Here is a 17900-nt window from a genome sequence, read left to right as displayed (position 1 = left end):
TAGGCTAGTATATGATGCAGGTGCACCACCTATAACTCCTACGTCACCAGAAAAGTACACAATTGCTCTATTATTAGTTTGGCTTTCGAGTAATCCAGCAGAATAATATCTTATACATTCCTTATATGAGTAACCATTTAAATTTACCTCAACCCATACAGTTCTTCCAATTCCAGAATTGTCCAATTGTGTACATTGTGCTTGAGTCGAAGTAATAACTTTATATGCATCATCTCCGATAAAGTTTCCATTTGTTAAATCAATACTAACTGTTTCAGCAAAACTATGATTAGTAGCAAACAACATCAATAAAGAAATTATTTTTTTCATAATTAACCTTTTTCATTTAGATAAACTTTAGATAATTAAATTAATAACCAAGATTAGTTAACACAACAATAAAAATTAAATACTAGAAACCATACAACCTATTTATTTTCATCAAAAAAAACAAGCTAGATTACATTAAAAATATAAATTATGTTTTAAACTATACTCAAATTAAAACATATGAATTAAATTTCGAATAATTTTAAACACAATTCAAGCCTTAAAATCACTTCTAGTACCACAAAAAAACAAATACAATAACAATCAGAATTAAATATCACTCTATTATTTTTTAAGAAAGGGATTAAAACAATTTAATTGTTTTCTAGTCAAGATTAACTTAATTAGGTCATAATATGCTACATCAATTGAAATATTTAGATTTAAGTAATTTAAAGAATCAGATTAGTGAATGGATATCACTATATGATCAGACTGACTCTGATAAAAAAATAGTCTTTATCTCATATGGTTGCCTAGATCAACGTTGTAAAGTTTTTGCAATCACTAGTGCTGATATACAAAAATTGCAAAAAAAAATAAATAGCTTTTTAGAAAAAATTTTTCTTAAAGATAAACGTTATCTAGCCTATATAAAACTTGATATTGTAACTCAGATAGAAAAAAAAAGTTGGACTGATGTTACCAATGATATATCTAATCAAAAGCATAATAATCATTTTAGGGAAGGTATTAGTTTTGATAAAGATTTCAATATATGTTTTTTAGAGCAAGAAATTTATGGGAATGCAATCATACGAGGAATTTCATATGATCAAAAAAATTTTATTGACCAGAATAATTTAAATAATGCAATCAAGAAAAAATATCCTTCTATTCAAAAAGAATTAGAAATTAGTGAAATTAAAGATGTATGGCTTTTTAAAACTGAAAGTGTATTTTATGAAAATGGGAAATTTATTAAACTTCAAAGTGGCGGTTGTGAAAATGGGGTTAGATTTATTGATAAAAATGACAAATCTCATATTAAAGAAATAATTAATAAAAATGCTAAATTTCTATCCAATCAACTTTTAGAAGATGGGAAATTTATCTACGGCTATTTCCCTGCCTTTGATAATGAAATTAAAAGCTACAATACAATACGACATTGCACTTCAATTTATTCTCTTTTAGAAACTTTTGAGATTGAAGAGAATAATCAATATTGGCCTAAAATTCACTTAGCAATTGAGTACAGCATCAAAAAATTTTTTAAGCTAATAGATGAAGATACAGCTCATATGATTGATGGAAATGACAATAATCATGAGATCAAGCTTGGTGCGAATGCAGCTGCTATTTTAATGTTAACAAAATATCAGGAAATTACTAAAAATAAAAAGTATCTAGAATATGCAGAAAAAATAGCAAATGGAATTCTACAAATGATTGATAAAACAGGAAAAACAATTCATATTTTGGAATATCCTTCCTTATCTATTAAAGAAAAATTTAGAATTGTTTATTATGATGGTGAAGCTGCATTGGCACTATTAAGGCTTTATCAGTTAAATAATAATAAAGTTCTTTTAGATACTGTTAAATTAATGTTTGATAACTTCATATCTAATTCATATGAAAAATATCATGATCATTGGTTAAGTTATTGTACGAATGAATTAACAGTAGTATGTCCAGAAGTTAAATACTATCAATTTGGTATAAACAACTATTTAAATCACATGGACTTTATTAAAAATCGTAAAACAGTATATGCTACTTTCCTTGAGATGATGATGTCTGCTTATAAAATGGTGAATCGCCTAAGTGAGCAAGGTCATGAAAATCTATTTAAATCTTCTAAATTCGAAGAATTAAAATCTCTTATTCAGTTACGTACTGAATTTCAACGCACAGGTTTTTTCTATCCAGAAGTAGCCATGTATATGAAAAATCCTAAGTCTATATTAAATTCTTTTTATGTAAGGCATGATCGTTTTCGTACCCGTATTGATGATCAAGAACATAACTTATCAGGCTATATTGCGTACTATTTGTATTTCAAAGATTAGCTTGGAATTTCTAAATTTAGGATCAACATATCAAAAAATTTTTAATAGAGTAATTAAAGGTATCTTTATGAATGAAGAAAGATTTACTTTATCAAATGAAACAATAAGTATTGAATTTTTTAAAATTGAAGAAAATCTTAAAAAACTCAATATAAATATGTTTTTTCTAAAAAAAAATCCACATCGGCTTATTACATTAAATAATGATTTGAAACTTGAAGGATATAATAATTTTTATAATAGTGTTTTAAGCCTTTGTACAATTGGTGCTTTCTCATACTCATCCTCAAATCTTGGTTATGGTGTTTCTATTGGCCGCTATTGTAGCTTAGCTAGTAATATTAAAATTATGGGTGCTCATCACTTCACCGATTGGGTTTCTACTTCTCCTCACTTTTATACTGAAGATTATCATAATACTGACCCAGCATTAGTCACCCATAATTATAGAAGTGGGCGTAATGTTACTATCGGAAATGATGTTTGGATTGGAGCTGATGTAGTTTTAAAAAATAATATTACAATTGGTGATGGAGCAATAATTGCATCTAATAGTGTTATTACAAAGAATGTAGAGCCATATACTATTGTTGGTGGAAACCCTGCCAGATTAATTCGTAAAAGATTTGAAGATACAGTGATTAAGGAGTTAACAGAATTAAAATGGTGGAGATTTCATAAGAATGATTTAAAAGGCTTAAATTTTATGGAACCAATTGATTTCATAAATAATTTACAAAAAAGAATTTATTTAGAAAAATTAAATGAATTCTTTCCACCAATTTTTACAAAAAATGATTTACTGAAATCATCTTAAATCCAATAAATCTTTTATGTTGCATAACTTATAAATGGTTATTTATTATGAAAACTCAATATTTTTTTCTGTTTCCAAAAATTGACCAAAAGAAAAATGGATTAGTTTTTGCTCTTTTAAAGCGAGCAAAAATACTAAATGAACAATTAGGTATTAGTCCCACTATTATTACTACTGAGTATGATCGCTCTCTTGCAGAAAATTATTGGAGTCTTATAGCTACAAACTTAGCTCCTCCTTCTATTGGTTATCTTAATCTATATGCTGATTTTCAAGGAACGCATCTAAAACTGGCTAATAAGAAAATTCATGATCCCGCGATAGAAATGTTTAACAGTAACATTTTAAAAACTATAATTCCTTTCACCTATAATCAACGTTTTCATGATAAAAATAATAAAAACTATTTATATGAAATACGACAAAATGACTCGATCACTTTACGGTATGTGAATACTTTCAAAAAAGGAGTCAAAACAGGACGAATTATTTATGATTCTTATGGTTATCTTAGTTGTATTCAAGTCATCAACCCAGAAAATCAAATGATCATAACTGAAACTTATTATCATACAGAAGGTCATCCAGTTATTATAAAAAACTATCAACCTAACGAAAAGAATAAAAACATTGTTTCGAATATTTTTTTATTTAATAAACAAGGTGTTATTAATGAGGTTTTTGAGACTGAATCTCAGCTCATTCAGTATTGGTTTCTAAAAATCTCTCAACTTTATGAAAATGATCTGATGTATATTCTTATTGACCGTGCAATTCATTTTTATGAGCCACTTAGAGAGATAAAACAAGAAAATATGCGATTTATTGGGACAATTCATGCTACCCATCTAAATGGTCATGATATTCAAAATTCTACAATTAATCGTCATTATCGTAGCTATTTTAAATATAGTAATGAATTAGACGCACTAGTAATCTTAACTGAACGTCAAAAACAACATATTCAACAGCGCTTTGGAATGGAAGAGAAATTATTTGTTATTCCACATATATATGAAAAAACTATTGACCATGTCAATTTTTCAAACAGAGACCCAATGTTTTGCTTAACTATTGCTAGATATGATAAAGCGAAAAATTTAGATAGCTTAATTAGGATTTTCAAAAAAGTTGTAGAAGTAATCCCCAATGCTTATTTAAACATTTATGGTTTTGGAAGTGAGCATAACTTCTTACAAAGTCAAATTGATGAACATCAGTTAAATAACCATATTAAATTGATGGGCTATAATGAGAACACTGATGCTTTATATAATAAGGCAAGCTTATTCCTTTTTTCTAGCCGATCTGAAGGTTTCGGTATGGCAGTTTTAGAAGCCCTATGCCATGGCTGCCCTGTCGTGAGTTATGACATCGATTACGGACCATCAGATATGATTAAACATGATGAAAATGGCTATTTAGTTACTTTTCAAGATGAAGAATTATTTGCACAAAAAGTAGTTTCTTTATTAAAAGATGAACACAAACGGCTTAAACTTAGTGAAAATGCATATGCATGTAGTCAACTCACAGATCAAAAACAATTTGCTCTAAAATGGCAAGAGCTTTTCCAGGCTATTCAGTAATGTTTTTCATGCATAAAAAAACTTTGGTTTTATTATTCTCTACATTTTGTGCATCTACTTATATTCATGCAAAAACTGATTGTTATTCAAGTAGCCCTCCTGTTGTTAAACAACTTGATCAAGTCTATTATAGCATGAATAATCTGCGTATTTTTTATACTACTTCTGGTGATAATGCTTTAACATTTCAGCAGGATAAAAACCTAAATCATATTCCAGACTATGTTGAAAATATTGCTATTCAAGCCAATTCCATACGAAAAGCTTGGTCAGTTTTAGGTTACCAAGATCCTTTAAACAGTCCACGCTATAAAAATGATGTTAAATATATTGATATACAAATACAGAAGCTTAATGGACTAGGATTAGCGTATGATGAACCTCATCGGCATATCAATAATCCATTAAAAAAAAATGCTTGTGCTCTAATTATTCTTATTAGTAATAATATTCCAAACTTAACTACAAACTCTTCATTAATTGCACATGAACTATTTCATCTTTATACCTATGGTTATACGATGTTTAAGCAACCTTGGCTGACAGAAAGCTTGGCAGCTTGGTCAGAAGGGATTATCAGAAAAGATAAGCTTGGTATATATGGGCAAAGAAATTTGCCCGAAAATGAAGAGGATTTTGAAAAATATGTCTTGCAAAGAACTTATAGGACATCTCAATTATGGAACCGTCTCACTACACTTATAGATAGATCTGATGGTCAGTTATTTTTACCACTTTCTCTCATGCAACAAAAATACACTGATGGACAACCTGTGTTCCAAGACAAATATTTAAAAGGAACACTCTTTATAAGAAAGTTTCTTGAAAATCTTGGAAGACAAGATCAAAAAATTTCTGTTTTAAATAATTGGAACTTATATCATTGGAAGGAAATAGATCAAAATTCAGCTCATTTCAACGAACAAATTTTAGATACCCTATTGATAACTCTTGAGAGCATGGACGAACGTAATATAGAGAAAAATAAATTTAAAAACCTTTTAAAAAAAGTCGTAAAAAATAAAAAAACTAATTGATTTTATTTTTATAAATCCTAAATAAGCCATTTTGAATACTACTTTTAAAATAATTTTAAATAAAAAAAGAGAAGGCACTTATGCCTTCTCTTCTATTTACAGATTTCTATCAAAAACAATCAATTAAAATAACAACTGATTATTATTCAATAACTCATCCAATGTTGTATCTGTATTTTTCAGTACAATAAGATCAGTTGAGTTATAGGTATTTCCAGTACCATCACGATCAATACTAATTAAAGTATTACCCGCACCGTCAGAAGTAACAGACACATAATTAGAGATATTGCCGGCATTAGCACCATTTAACAACGAGCTAATATCAACTTTATCACCTTGCGCCAAATTAAAGTCAGTCCATTCATCCTTACCATTGCCACCTGTAGGATCTGTGGCATTAAGAAGTTTAAATATAACTGTATCTGCACCAGTACCAGTTGTATAAACATCATTTCCTGATGTGCCAGAAATTAAATCATTTCCAGTACCCGTTTCATAATGTCTACCCAAATTAATTGTTAATGTAGCTACATTACTTTCATCGCCATTCGCAGCTATAAGTTTATAATTGAAACTTGTAGCTTGACTTCCATCTGCGGTGGCATTTGGAGTAAAGGTATATGTACCATTAGCAGCAATATTTAATGTTCCATTACTGTAAACTAAAGTTTGACCAGTAGCTTCAACAAATACACCCGCTGCATTTTCTACAAATAATTTAGTACCTACACCGCCTGTTACATCAGTGCCATTGCCACTATCATCAGTAATTATGTTGCCAGTTGCTGGAGTAAATTCTCCAGAAGCTGTAAATACATCATAATGTGTCAATGTTGGTTGAACTGAGGTTTGTACTGTTGTGCTATTAGTACCATTAATAAGGAATGATTCATTACTTTCTGTACTTGTATATACAACACGCCATTGAGTCGCCACACTATCCGCTGGTATCGAATAACTACTATCAATGATTGTAGCATTCGAACCACCCAAGAATGGATGACTATAAGTCGTAGTTGGTGACACATATACAGTTTGCCAGCTACCGCTTACAAATTTTTGTACGCTATAACCAAAGGTATCATTATTAGCACCCGATGAATCAGTTGTAGTTACTTTAATAGATAGTACAGCAGAAGCATTTGGATCTACGGTAACAACATCCGAAGTATCGGTTCCAGAAACACGCGTATAAGTATAACCACCAAATAAGCTACCACTACGAGTAACCGAAGCAGTCATTGAACCAAGATCTGCCGATTTTGTTTCAACAAAGTTTTTGTAATCTACTTGAGCAGCATTGATATCATTAGTAGCAACTAAATCAACTGTACCATCTAAAGTAGGATCCGTTGGCCAATTAATGTCTACTTGAGAACTATCAATTCGAATGTTGAGATTAGCAGTTGCTACATTTCCATCAACATCTTGAATTGTATAAGTAAACGTATCGACTTTACCTACTGAATTAGGAATTTCCGGATTTCGGATGTATTCATAGTTACCATCTTTATCAATATAGAGGTCACCATAAGCTCCTTCTATTTTTTGGAAACCATTCGCAGTTTGATCTAGAGTTAAGGTATTACCTGTTTCAGAAATTACTTGTGTAACAACTAAAGGCTGACCCTCAGGATCAACATCCGCCACATCACCAGGACCTTCAGGAACAATAACATTACCACTTACAACAACCTCACCATAATCGGTTGCTACACCACCTGATGGAATTGTTAAAGTTGGGAAGCCTAAACCTGTAAAGTTAAGTCCTTGGTCATTTGTCATGACGATGGCATATTGACCTTCAGGTAAATCATTAATCGTGGTGCCACCTGTATAGAATCCTACAAGTGCTGCAAAAGCAGTTCCGGCATTTGGAATATGCTCATAAAGCTCATATTGACCAGTGTTTTCATTCAAACGAAGAACATCGAGGCCTAAACTCACAATACCTGCACCCAAATACAAACCACTGATATCAATATTGAAATCTTGAAGTGTTCCTTGAGGAACTTCTACTTGCAAGGCATTGTTCACAGCCCATGTCCAGTCGAGAATCAAACCATCGTAAGAAGGTAAAACTACAGATGTCTTAGATTGTGTAGGTACTGGGCTTGTGGTTGGATCGATATTGGCATCAAGCGTTGCCAAGTCATCATTCGCAACCAGATCAGAGTCTGAGTCAGAGTCGCTGTCAGAGTCAGAATCGCTGTCAGAGTCAGAATCGCTGTCGCTATCAGAGTCACTGTCAGAGTCTGAGTCACTGTCGCTGTCAGAGTCTGAGTCACTGTCGCTGTCAGAGTCTGAGTCACTGTCGCTGTCAGAATCAGAGTCGCTGTCAGAGTCAGAGTCGCTGTCGGAATCAGAGTCACTGTCAGAATCTGAGTCGCTGTCACTATCAGAATCGCTGTCGGAATCAGAGTCTGAGTCACTGTCGGAATCGCTGTCAGAGTCTGAATCGCTGTCAGAGTCTGAGTCGCTGTCAGAATCTGAGTCGCTGTCAGAGTCTGAATCACTGTCAGAGTCTGAATCACTGTCAGAGTCAGAATCGCTGTCAGAGTCAGAATCGCTGTCAGAGTCTGAGTCGCTGTCAGAATCCGAGTCGCTGTCAGAGTCTGAGTCACTGTCAGAGTCAGAATCGCTGTCGCTATCAGAGTCACTGTCGCTATCAGAATCGCTGTCGGAATCTGAGTCACTGTCGCTATCAGAATCGCTGTCGGAATCAGAGTCACTGTCGCTATCAGAATCGCTGTCAGAATCAGAGTCAGAGTCGCTGTCAGAATCAGAGTCGCTGTCAGAATCAGAGTCGCTGTCAGAGTCTGAGTCACTGTCGGAATCAGAGTCGCTGTCAGAGTCAGAATCGCTGTCGCTATCAGAATCGCTGTCGGAATCTGAGTCACTGTCAGAATCTGAGTCACTGTCAGAATCTGAGTCGCTGTCGCTATCAGAGTCTGAGTCACTGTCGGAATCGCTGTCAGAGTCTGAATCGCTGTCAGAGTCTGAATCGCTGTCAGAGTCTGAGTCGCTGTCAGAATCTGAGTCGCTGTCAGAGTCTGAATCACTGTCAGAGTCAGAATCGCTGTCAGAGTCTGAGTCGCTGTCAGAGTCTGAGTCGCTGTCAGAGTCTGAGTCGCTGTCAGAGTCTGAATCGCTGTCGCTGTCAGAATCCGAGTCACTGTCGGAATCAGAGTCACTGTCGCTGTCAGAATCAGAGTCAGAGTCACTGTCGCTATCAGAGTCGCTGTCGGAATCAGAGTCACTGTCGCTATCAGAATCGCTGTCGGAATCTGAGTCACTGTCGCTGTCAGAGTCAGAATCGCTGTCAGAGTCAGAGTCGCTGTCGCTATCAGAGTCGCTGTCGGAATCAGAGTCACTGTCGCTATCAGAATCGCTGTCGGAATCAGAGTCAGAATCGCTGTCGCTATCAGAGTCGCTGTCGCTATCAGAGTCACTGTCAGAATCCGAGTCACTGTCGCTGTCAGAATCAGAGTCAGAGTCACTGTCGCTATCAGAGTCGCTGTCGGAATCAGAGTCGCTGTCGCTATCAGAATCGCTGTCGGAATCTGAGTCACTGTCGCTGTCAGAGTCAGAATCGCTGTCAGAGTCAGAATCGCTGTCGCTATCAGAGTCGCTGTCGGAATCAGAGTCGCTGTCAGAATCAGAGTCTGAGTCACTGTCGCTATCAGAATCAGAGTCGCTGTCAGAATCAGAGTCACTGTCAGAGTCTGAGTCACTGTCGCTGTCGCTGTCAGAGTCTGAATCGCTGTCGGAATCAGAGTCACTGTCGCTGTCAGAGTCAGAATCGCTGTCAGAATCAGAGTCTGAGTCACTGTCAGAGTCAGAATCGCTGTCAGAGTCTGAATCGCTGTCGGAATCAGAGTCACTGTCGCTGTCAGAGTCAGAATCGCTGTCAGAATCAGAGTCTGAGTCACTGTCAGAGTCAGAATCGCTGTCAGAGTCTGAATCGCTGTCGGAATCAGAGTCACTGTCGCTGTCAGAGTCCGAGTCGCTGTCAGAATCGCTGTCGCTATCAGAGTCACTGTCGCTATCAGAATCGCTGTCGCTATCAGAGTCACTGTCGCTGTCAGAGTCAGAATCGCTGTCGCTATCAGAGTCGCTGTCGGAATCAGAGTCGCTGTCGCTATCAGAGTCACTGTCGCTGTCGCTATCAGAATCGCTGTCGGAATCAGAGTCACTGTCAGAATCCGAGTCACTGTCGCTGTCAGAATCCGAGTCACTGTCAGAGTCCGAGTCACTGTCAGAGTCTGAGTCACTGTCGCTATCAGAGTCACTGTCGCTGTCGGAATCAGAATCGCTGTCGGAATCAGAGTCAGAATCGCTGTCGCTATCAGAGTCAGAGTCGCTGTCAGAATCAGAGTCGCTGTCCGAATCCGAGTCACTGTCGGAATCTGAATCGCTGTCAGAGTCTGAATCGCTGTCGGAGTCAGAGTCTGAGTCGCTGTCGGAATCAGAGTCGCTGTCAGAGTCTGAGTCACTGTCAGAATCTGAGTCGCTGTCAGAGTCTGAATCGCTGTCAGAGTCTGAATCGCTGTCAGAGTCTGAATCGCTGTCAGAATCTGAGTCGCTGTCAGAGTCTGAATCGCTGTCAGAGTCTGAGTCGCTGTCGCTATCAGAGTCCGAGTCGCTGTCGGAATCTGAGTCACTGTCGCTGTCAGAGTCTGAGTCGCTGTCGCTATCAGAATCCGAGTCGCTGTCAGAATCCGAGTCACTGTCAGAGTCCGAGTCGCTGTCAGAGTCCGAGTCGCTGTCAGAGTCTGAGTCAGAATCGCTGTCTGAATCACTGTCGGAATCAGAGTCACTGTCGCTATCAGAGTCCGAGTCGCTGTCAGAATCAGAGTCGCTGTCAGAGTCACTGTCGCTGTCAGAATCCGAGTCGCTGTCAGAATCAGAGTCGCTATCAGAGTCGCTATCAGAGTCGCTGTCAGAGTCTGAGTCGCTGTCAGAATCAGAGTCGCTGTCAGAATCAGAGTCGCTATCAGAGTCCGAGTCGCTGTCAGAATCCGAGTCGCTGTCAGAGTCAGAGTCAGAATCAGAGTCGCTGTCAGAATCAGAGTCACTGTCAGAATCCGAGTCACTGTCAGAGTCCGAGTCGCTGTCAGAATCAGAATCGCTGTCGGAATCTGAGTCGCTGTCGGAGTCTGAGTCGCTGTCAGAATCGCTGTCAGAATCCGAGTCACTGTCGCTGTCAGAGTCCGAGTCGCTGTCAGAGTCTGAGTCGCTGTCAGAATCGCTGTCGGAATCAGAATCGCTGTCAGAGTCTGAGTCAGAGTCGCTGTCAGAATCTGAGTCGCTGTCAGAGTCTGAATCGCTGTCGGAATCAGAGTCGCTGTCGCTGTCAGAATCTGAGTCGCTGTCAGAATCAGAGTCGCTGTCGCTGTCAGAATCTGAGTCGCTGTCAGAATCAGAGTCGCTGTCAGAGTCTGAGTCACTGTCAGAGTCTGAGTCACTGTCAGAGTCTGAGTCACTGTCAGAGTCTGAATCGCTGTCAGAGTCTGAGTCGCTGTCAGAGTCTGAATCGCTGTCGGAATCAGAGTCAGAGTCAGAGTCAGAGTCACTGTCGCTATCAGAGTCGCTGTCAGAGTCTGAGTCGCTGTCAGAATCTGAGTCACTGTCGCTGTCAGAATCGCTGTCAGAATCAGAGTCGCTGTCGCTATCAGAATCAGAGTCGCTGTCGGAATCAGAGTCGCTGTCAGAATCAGAATCGCTGTCGGAATCTGAGTCGCTGTCGGAATCAGAGTCAGAGTCAGAGTCACTGTCGCTATCAGAGTCGCTGTCAGAGTCTGAGTCGCTGTCAGAATCTGAGTCACTGTCGCTGTCAGAATCGCTGTCAGAATCAGAGTCGCTGTCGCTATCAGAATCAGAGTCGCTGTCGGAATCAGAGTCGCTGTCAGAATCAGAATCGCTGTCGGAATCTGAGTCGCTGTCGGAGTCTGAGTCGCTGTCGCTATCAGAGTCGCTGTCAGAGTCTGAATCACTGTCAGAGTCAGAATCGCTGTCGCTATCAGAGTCTGAGTCGCTGTCAGAGTCTGAATCGCTGTCGCTATCAGAGTCACTATCAGAATCCGAGTCACTGTCAGAGTCCGAGTCGCTGTCAGAATCCGAGTCGCTGTCAGAGTCCGAGTCGCTGTCAGAATCCGAGTCACTGTCAGAGTCCGAGTCGCTGTCAGAGTCTGAGTCAGAATCGCTGTCTGAGTCACTGTCGGAATCAGAGTCGCTGTCGGAGTCAGAGTCGCTGTCAGAATCAGAGTCACTGTCAGAATCAGAGTCACTGTCAGAGTCCGAGTCGCTGTCAGAATCCGAGTCGCTGTCAGAATCAGAGTCGCTGTCAGAGTCCGAATCGCTGTCAGAGTCACTGTCGCTATCAGAATCCGAGTCACTGTCAGAGTCCGAGTCGCTATCAGAGTCCGAGTCGCTGTCAGAATCAGAGTCACTGTCAGAATCCGAGTCACTGTCAGAGTCTGAATCACTGTCAGAGTCAGAATCCGAGTCGCTGTCAGAGTCAGAGTCGCTGTCAGAGTCAGAATCGCTGTCGCTGTCAGAATCCGAGTCGCTGTCAGAGTCCGAGTCGCTGTCAGAATCCGAGTCACTGTCAGAGTCCGAGTCGCTGTCAGAGTCCGAGTCGCTGTCTGAGTCACTGTCGGAATCAGAGTCGCTGTCAGAATCTGAGTCGCTGTCAGAATCTGAGTCGCTGTCAGAGTCCGAATCGCTGTCAGAGTCACTGTCGCTATCAGAATCCGAGTCACTGTCAGAGTCCGAGTCGCTATCAGAGTCCGAGTCGCTGTCAGAATCAGAGTCACTGTCAGAATCCGAGTCACTGTCAGAGTCTGAATCACTGTCAGAGTCAGAATCCGAGTCGCTGTCAGAGTCAGAGTCGCTGTCAGAGTCAGAATCGCTGTCGCTGTCAGAATCCGAGTCGCTGTCAGAGTCCGAGTCGCTGTCAGAATCCGAGTCACTGTCAGAGTCCGAGTCGCTGTCGCTATCAGAGTCACTGTCGCTGTCGGAATCAGAGTCACTGTCGGAATCTGAGTCAGAGTCGCTGTCAGAGTCAGAATCGCTGTCGGAATCTGAGTCAGAGTCGCTGTCAGAATCAGAATCGCTGTCGCTATCAGAGTCTGAGTCGCTGTCGGAATCAGAGTCACTGTCGCTATCAGAATCGCTGTCAGAATCAGAATCGCTGTCAGAGTCCGAGTCACTGTCAGAATCCGAGTCACTGTCGCTGTCAGAATCAGAGTCAGAGTCAGAGTCGCTGTCAGAATCAGAGTCAGAATCGCTGTCGGAATCAGAGTCGCTGTCAGAGTCTGAGTCGCTGTCGCTATCAGAATCGCTGTCAGAGTCTGAATCGCTGTCGCTATCAGAATCGCTGTCAGATTCACCGATAATGATTAATGTACCTGTTGTAGAGCCTTCATTACCTGCCGCATCAGTAGCAGTCACAAGGATTGTATGTGATCCCTCATTTAAAGCTGGTAGCGTGTTATCTGCTAGTGTCCATGTTCCATCACCGTTATTTACGGCTGTGTACTCTACACCATCTACAGTTACAATCACTTTCGCAGTAGGGTCATCTACAGTACCAGTTAATGTAGGTGTATTATCATGACTAGATAATTCATCAAAAGTTACAGTCGGTGCTACAGCATCAACAATCTCTGTTGCCGGTGGTGAGGTGTTACCTGCCGGATCTGTTGCTGTTGCCTTAACTTCATCGCCATCTTCAAGGCCAGGATTCGGTACAGTCCAGCTACCATCTGGGCCTGCAACAACAGTCGCTGTAGTGCCATCCGGGAATGTCACGGTTACTGTTGAACCCGGTTCTGCCGTACCCGTAATTGGGTCTGTACCATTGATTGGATCAATCTCTGGGGCTGCCGGTGCTACAGCATCAACAATCTCTGTTGCCGGTGGTGAGGTGTTACCTGCCGGATCTGTTGCCGTTGCCTTAACTTCATCGCCATCTTCAAGGCCAGGATTCGGTACAGTCCAGCTACCATCTGGGCCTGCAACAACAGTCGCTGTAGTGCCATCTGGGAATGTCACAGTTACTGTTGAACCTGGTTCTGCCGTACCTGTAATCGGATCTGTACCATTGATTGGATCTATAACTGGAGCATCAGGAGCAGTTGTATCTTTTTGTTTTGTGTCATCTGTTTTATCGTCGCTATTATGAGCCCACCACAAAATTCCTGCTGCGGTTAGCGGTACAGATAACCATGCCCATGGAGATGCAGCTCCATCATGATAAAGTAGTGGTTCAATACTATCGATATAACTATAAGTAATATGTTCTAATAATGCACCATTAGCATCAGTAAATTGTACCCAAATTAACTTGTGATTATCATCTTCAAAAACCAGACTATTATCGGTTGAATAATTACCACCATTAAAGAAATCAACTATTACTATTTGTTCACCATTTTTTAAAGTAATAATTGCATTTCTACCGTCTTGTCTAATTTCAGAAACATCATCTTTATTTACTTTTATTAAAATAACTGATGCTTCGGAAAGAGAGACTGTATCCTTTGTCGTAATTTCTAAGGTTTCGTGACTCTCCTTAGAAACTACCCTTATCTCAGACATATTTCTTCCCCTTCGTAGGATTATTTAATTAAACCAATCCAATTTAGAGCTCTTAAATTTTATGAAATAAGAAGAGCCCAAATTAAGGAATAAATTAGATAAAACAAAGGCCAACCTCAACGCACAACTCAATTATAAACATGAATTACGTCACAAAAAAAACAACAAAGAGGAGTTTATTTATTAACCAAAATAAAAAAAAATATATTATTTATTATTTTTCAAAGTATTAGAATTTAAAAAAAATCATAATATGCTTTTAATTTTTTTATGCTTTAAAACACAAACAATAAAAACCACATATTTAAAACAAGATATTTCCTTTATTAATATCTATATGGTTTTTAAACATTTAAAAACCATATGGATATACATTTATTTATCTTTCTCGCAACGCTTCTTTGGCTTTATTAAATGGTTTAAGTAAGTAATCAAGTACTGTTTTTTGACCAGTACGAATATCTACTGTTGCCACCATACCCGGTGTAATACCAAACGCTTTACCTTCTTTATTGTAAAGCTTGTCAGAATCAGTGCGGATATAAACACGATAATAGAATTGATCCTGTTTTACTTCATCACGAATGGTATCTGGTGAAATAATAGTAACCTTACCTTTTAAACCACCATAAATTGAGTAGTCATAGGCAGTGATCTTAACCAGTGCTTCTTGTCCCGGACGAATAAAGGCAATGTCGCGCGGTAAAATACGCGCTTCAATAAGTAGTTGTTCATCAATCGGTACAATCGTCATTAGTTTACCGTTTTGTGGAACAACACCACCATGGGTAGTCACTGCAATTTCTTTGACAACACCACGTACCGGTGCTCTGAACACTGCACGATCTAAACTGTCACTACGACCCAGTACGATTTGTTGTTGCGTTTCGCTATCCGTATTCGCTTTAGATAACTCTTCACGCGCTTTCACATAGTACTGGTTCTGCGCATCATTCATTTTGTTTTGTAAATCATTTGCTTCACGACGTAAACGTAAAACCTCAACCTCACTTGCTGCACCTTTAGCCACCAGCGGTTCTGTCATCGCCAGTTCTTGTTGTACTAACTGTAGAGCTTGCCTAAAACCCGCAAGGGTTTCTTCGAGATTGGCTCTACGAGATGTATACAATGCAGTTTCTTCCTGTACTAACTTTGGTTCTTTCATCACAATTTCAGGAAAAACTAAAGGTGTACCGTTTACTTCCGCACGCAAACGCGCTGCTGTCGCTTGAGCAGAGATCAGTAAAGATTTTGATTCACCAACATTTGATGCAAAACGGGTTGGATCAAGCTGCGCAAGAATTTCGCCCTTTTGAACGATGTCACCTTCTTGTACATTCAGCTTGGTTAAAATACCGCCTTCTAAAGACTGGATGACCTGCTCTTTAGATGATGGAATGACTTTACCCGTACCAGTAGAAACTTCGTCAAGTTTAAATACCCACGCCCAGATAAAGAAAATAACCAAGCCAATGCCCACAATCCAGATCACTAGACTGGCACGTGGTAATGGTGGCTCACTATAAGAGACATTCATTGAACGGGTGAGTTGTTGTTCTTGTTGTGGTTCGCTCATGAATTACCCCCTTGGCTCACTTGTTTTTGTTGGGCTGTTGATTGATTGAGTACCTGATCTCTTGGACCGTCCATCACGATTTTGCCTTCATTCACGACAATAATACGGTCTACAAGTTCTAATACAGCGCGGCGGTGGGTCGCAACGACCAAGGTCCGATGTGCCAGCCAACCTTTTAAATGATCAATCAGTTGTTTCTCTGCCACGTCATCAATGGCTGCTGTCGGTTCGTCTAACAATAAAATGTTAGGTTGACGAATCAATAGACGAGCCAGTAACAATGCTTGTTTCTGACCACCAGAGAAACCAACACCACCTTCTAAAATCAGGTGATCAAGCCCTTCTTTTTTCTCTTGAACAAAAGGTAATGCACCCGTTACCACTAATGCACGAAGAATCTCTTCATCCGTTGCAAGCGGTGCGCCCAAAGTGAGGTTTTCACGAATCGTACCGTAGAAAAGATGCGCATTCTGGTTGAGTAAGCCCATATCACGACGTACATCAGACGGATCAATTAATGAAAGATCCAGACCATCTAAATGTACTGCGCCTTGAGTTGGAACTTGCATACCCGATAGAAGCTGGAGCAGTGTTGATTTACCTGCACCGTTACGCCCCAATATTGCAATTTTTTCACCAGCGCGAATTTTTAAATGACGAACCGCAAGGCTAGGACGCGGTTCATCCTCACTATATTGAAACAAGACATTTTTTAGTTCGTAATCGCCATTTAAAACAGCCTTATGTACCAGATGAGAACGCTCTGGCTGATCAATCGGACGTTGCATAAGCTCATCTAGGCTTTGTTTTGCAACTTTCGCCTGCTGTAAACGCCCTAAAACACCTGTGATATGACTAATCGGTGCCAACATTCGTGAAGATAAAATTGAACAAGCCACTAATGCACCTGTCGTCATTTCACCATCCATCACCGCAAAACACCCCACCAAAACGACAAGTGCGTAGGTCAAACCTTGAATCTTTTGGGTCCATGCCATTAAGGTACCGACAATTTTACGCTGTCTCATACCAATGTCAGCTGAAACTTCGTTCATGTGGTTCCACTGGTTTTGGAAGCGAGACTCAGCACGTAATAACTTGATGTCTTCAATACCCTGCACCGCTTCAACAAGAATGGCGTTACGGATTGAGGACTCTCTCATGCCCTCTTGTGCGAGTTGCGCTAGCTTTTTCTGTGCCAGAATACCCGGCAAAAGCATAAGTGGCACAACCAACAACATCACCCAAAACAGTTTTCCACCGATAATCGCAAAAATGATCAGGAATAGGAAAAAGAACGGAAAATCTGCCATCGCAGTAATGGTGGTTGAAGTCACCAGCTCACGAACACCTTCCAGCTCACGAATCTGGGAAATAAAACTACCTGTAGACTTTGAGCGGTCTTTATTTCTGATGCGTAAGGCATGACCAAATACACGATCAGACACTCGTAAGTCAGCACGTTTACCAATAATATCGGATAAATAAACTCTAGCTACACGTAAAGTAAACTCAAAAAGCGCTGCAATGAGTACACCACCTGCCAACACCCATAAAGTCGGGATAGACTGTGAAGGTACAACACGATCATACACTTGCATTGAGAAAATAATGGTTGCCAGGGCCAGTACATTTGCAATCAGTGAGGCAAACATAATGTCAACGTAGCGTTTCCAGTCTCTTAAAACAATCGACCAGAACCAGCTCGCTTCGTATGGTTTGATATATTCGTCAATACGCGCATCGGGAATAGACGTTTCAGGGCGCAAAATATAAATATTTTTGACCGTATCTTTCAAAGCACTTAAAGACGCATTTTGCGAAAGTCCCTGATCCCCACTAAACTGGATACTGACATTTCCTTGAGTATCGGCCTTATCAATTACACCAACTTGTCCGTCATTAAACTCGACCATGACCGGTAAACGC

Annotated in this window: 7 protein-coding genes; 4 read left to right on the top strand and 3 right to left on the bottom strand. The window is 39.7% G+C overall.

The window, feature by feature from the left end:
* The first annotated feature begins 686 nt into the window (after positions 1 to 686).
* The 4 genes from MKX14_RS15540 to MKX14_RS15525 all read left to right on the top strand — a co-directional run bounded on the left by MKX14_RS15540 (position 687) and on the right by MKX14_RS15525 (position 5788).
* Positions 687 to 2345 carry a poly alpha-glucosyltransferase gene (locus MKX14_RS15540; RefSeq protein WP_133482009.1) on the top strand — a complete coding sequence of 553 codons (1659 nt, stop codon included), beginning with the start codon at positions 687 to 689 and terminating at the stop codon, positions 2343 to 2345.
* Positions 2346 to 2412: 67 nt separating this feature from the next.
* Entirely contained in the window at positions 2413 to 3162 is a 750-nt protein-coding gene (vat, locus tag MKX14_RS15535) for a CatB-related O-acetyltransferase (protein ID WP_240282926.1), read from the top strand.
* 47 nt (positions 3163 to 3209) lie between these two features.
* Positions 3210 to 4751, top strand: a complete 1542-nt coding sequence (gene tagE / locus MKX14_RS15530) for a glycosyltransferase (RefSeq protein ID WP_240282911.1) — start codon at positions 3210 to 3212, stop codon at positions 4749 to 4751.
* On the top strand, positions 4751 to 5788 hold the full coding sequence (locus MKX14_RS15525) for a peptidase MA family protein (protein ID WP_345892628.1): 1038 nt from the start codon (positions 4751 to 4753) through the stop codon (positions 5786 to 5788). The genes tagE and MKX14_RS15525 overlap by 1 nt, the downstream gene beginning before the upstream one ends.
* Before the next feature lie 123 nt (positions 5789 to 5911).
* Here MKX14_RS15525 and MKX14_RS15520 read toward each other — a convergent pair whose 3' ends face one another.
* The 3 genes from MKX14_RS15520 to MKX14_RS15505 all read right to left on the bottom strand — a co-directional run.
* Positions 5912 to 14395, bottom strand: coding sequence for a BapA/Bap/LapF family prefix-like domain-containing protein (locus tag MKX14_RS15520; RefSeq protein ID WP_345892629.1), 8484 nt, complete (start codon positions 14393 to 14395; stop codon positions 5912 to 5914).
* 379 nt (positions 14396 to 14774) lie between these two features.
* Positions 14775 to 15971, bottom strand: a complete 1197-nt coding sequence (locus MKX14_RS15510; RefSeq protein ID WP_240282908.1) for an HlyD family efflux transporter periplasmic adaptor subunit — start codon at positions 15969 to 15971, stop codon at positions 14775 to 14777.
* Positions 15968 to 17900 (bottom strand): type I secretion system permease/ATPase (locus MKX14_RS15505; protein WP_240282907.1); only part of this gene is annotated, 1933 nt, incomplete at its 5' end. The genes MKX14_RS15510 and MKX14_RS15505, both read right to left, overlap by 4 nt.

This window comes from Acinetobacter pittii (genome assembly GCF_022449185.1).
GTDB lineage: Bacteria > Pseudomonadota > Gammaproteobacteria > Pseudomonadales > Moraxellaceae > Acinetobacter > Acinetobacter pittii_I.
This window is presented reverse-complemented; position numbering and strand designations above follow the sequence as displayed.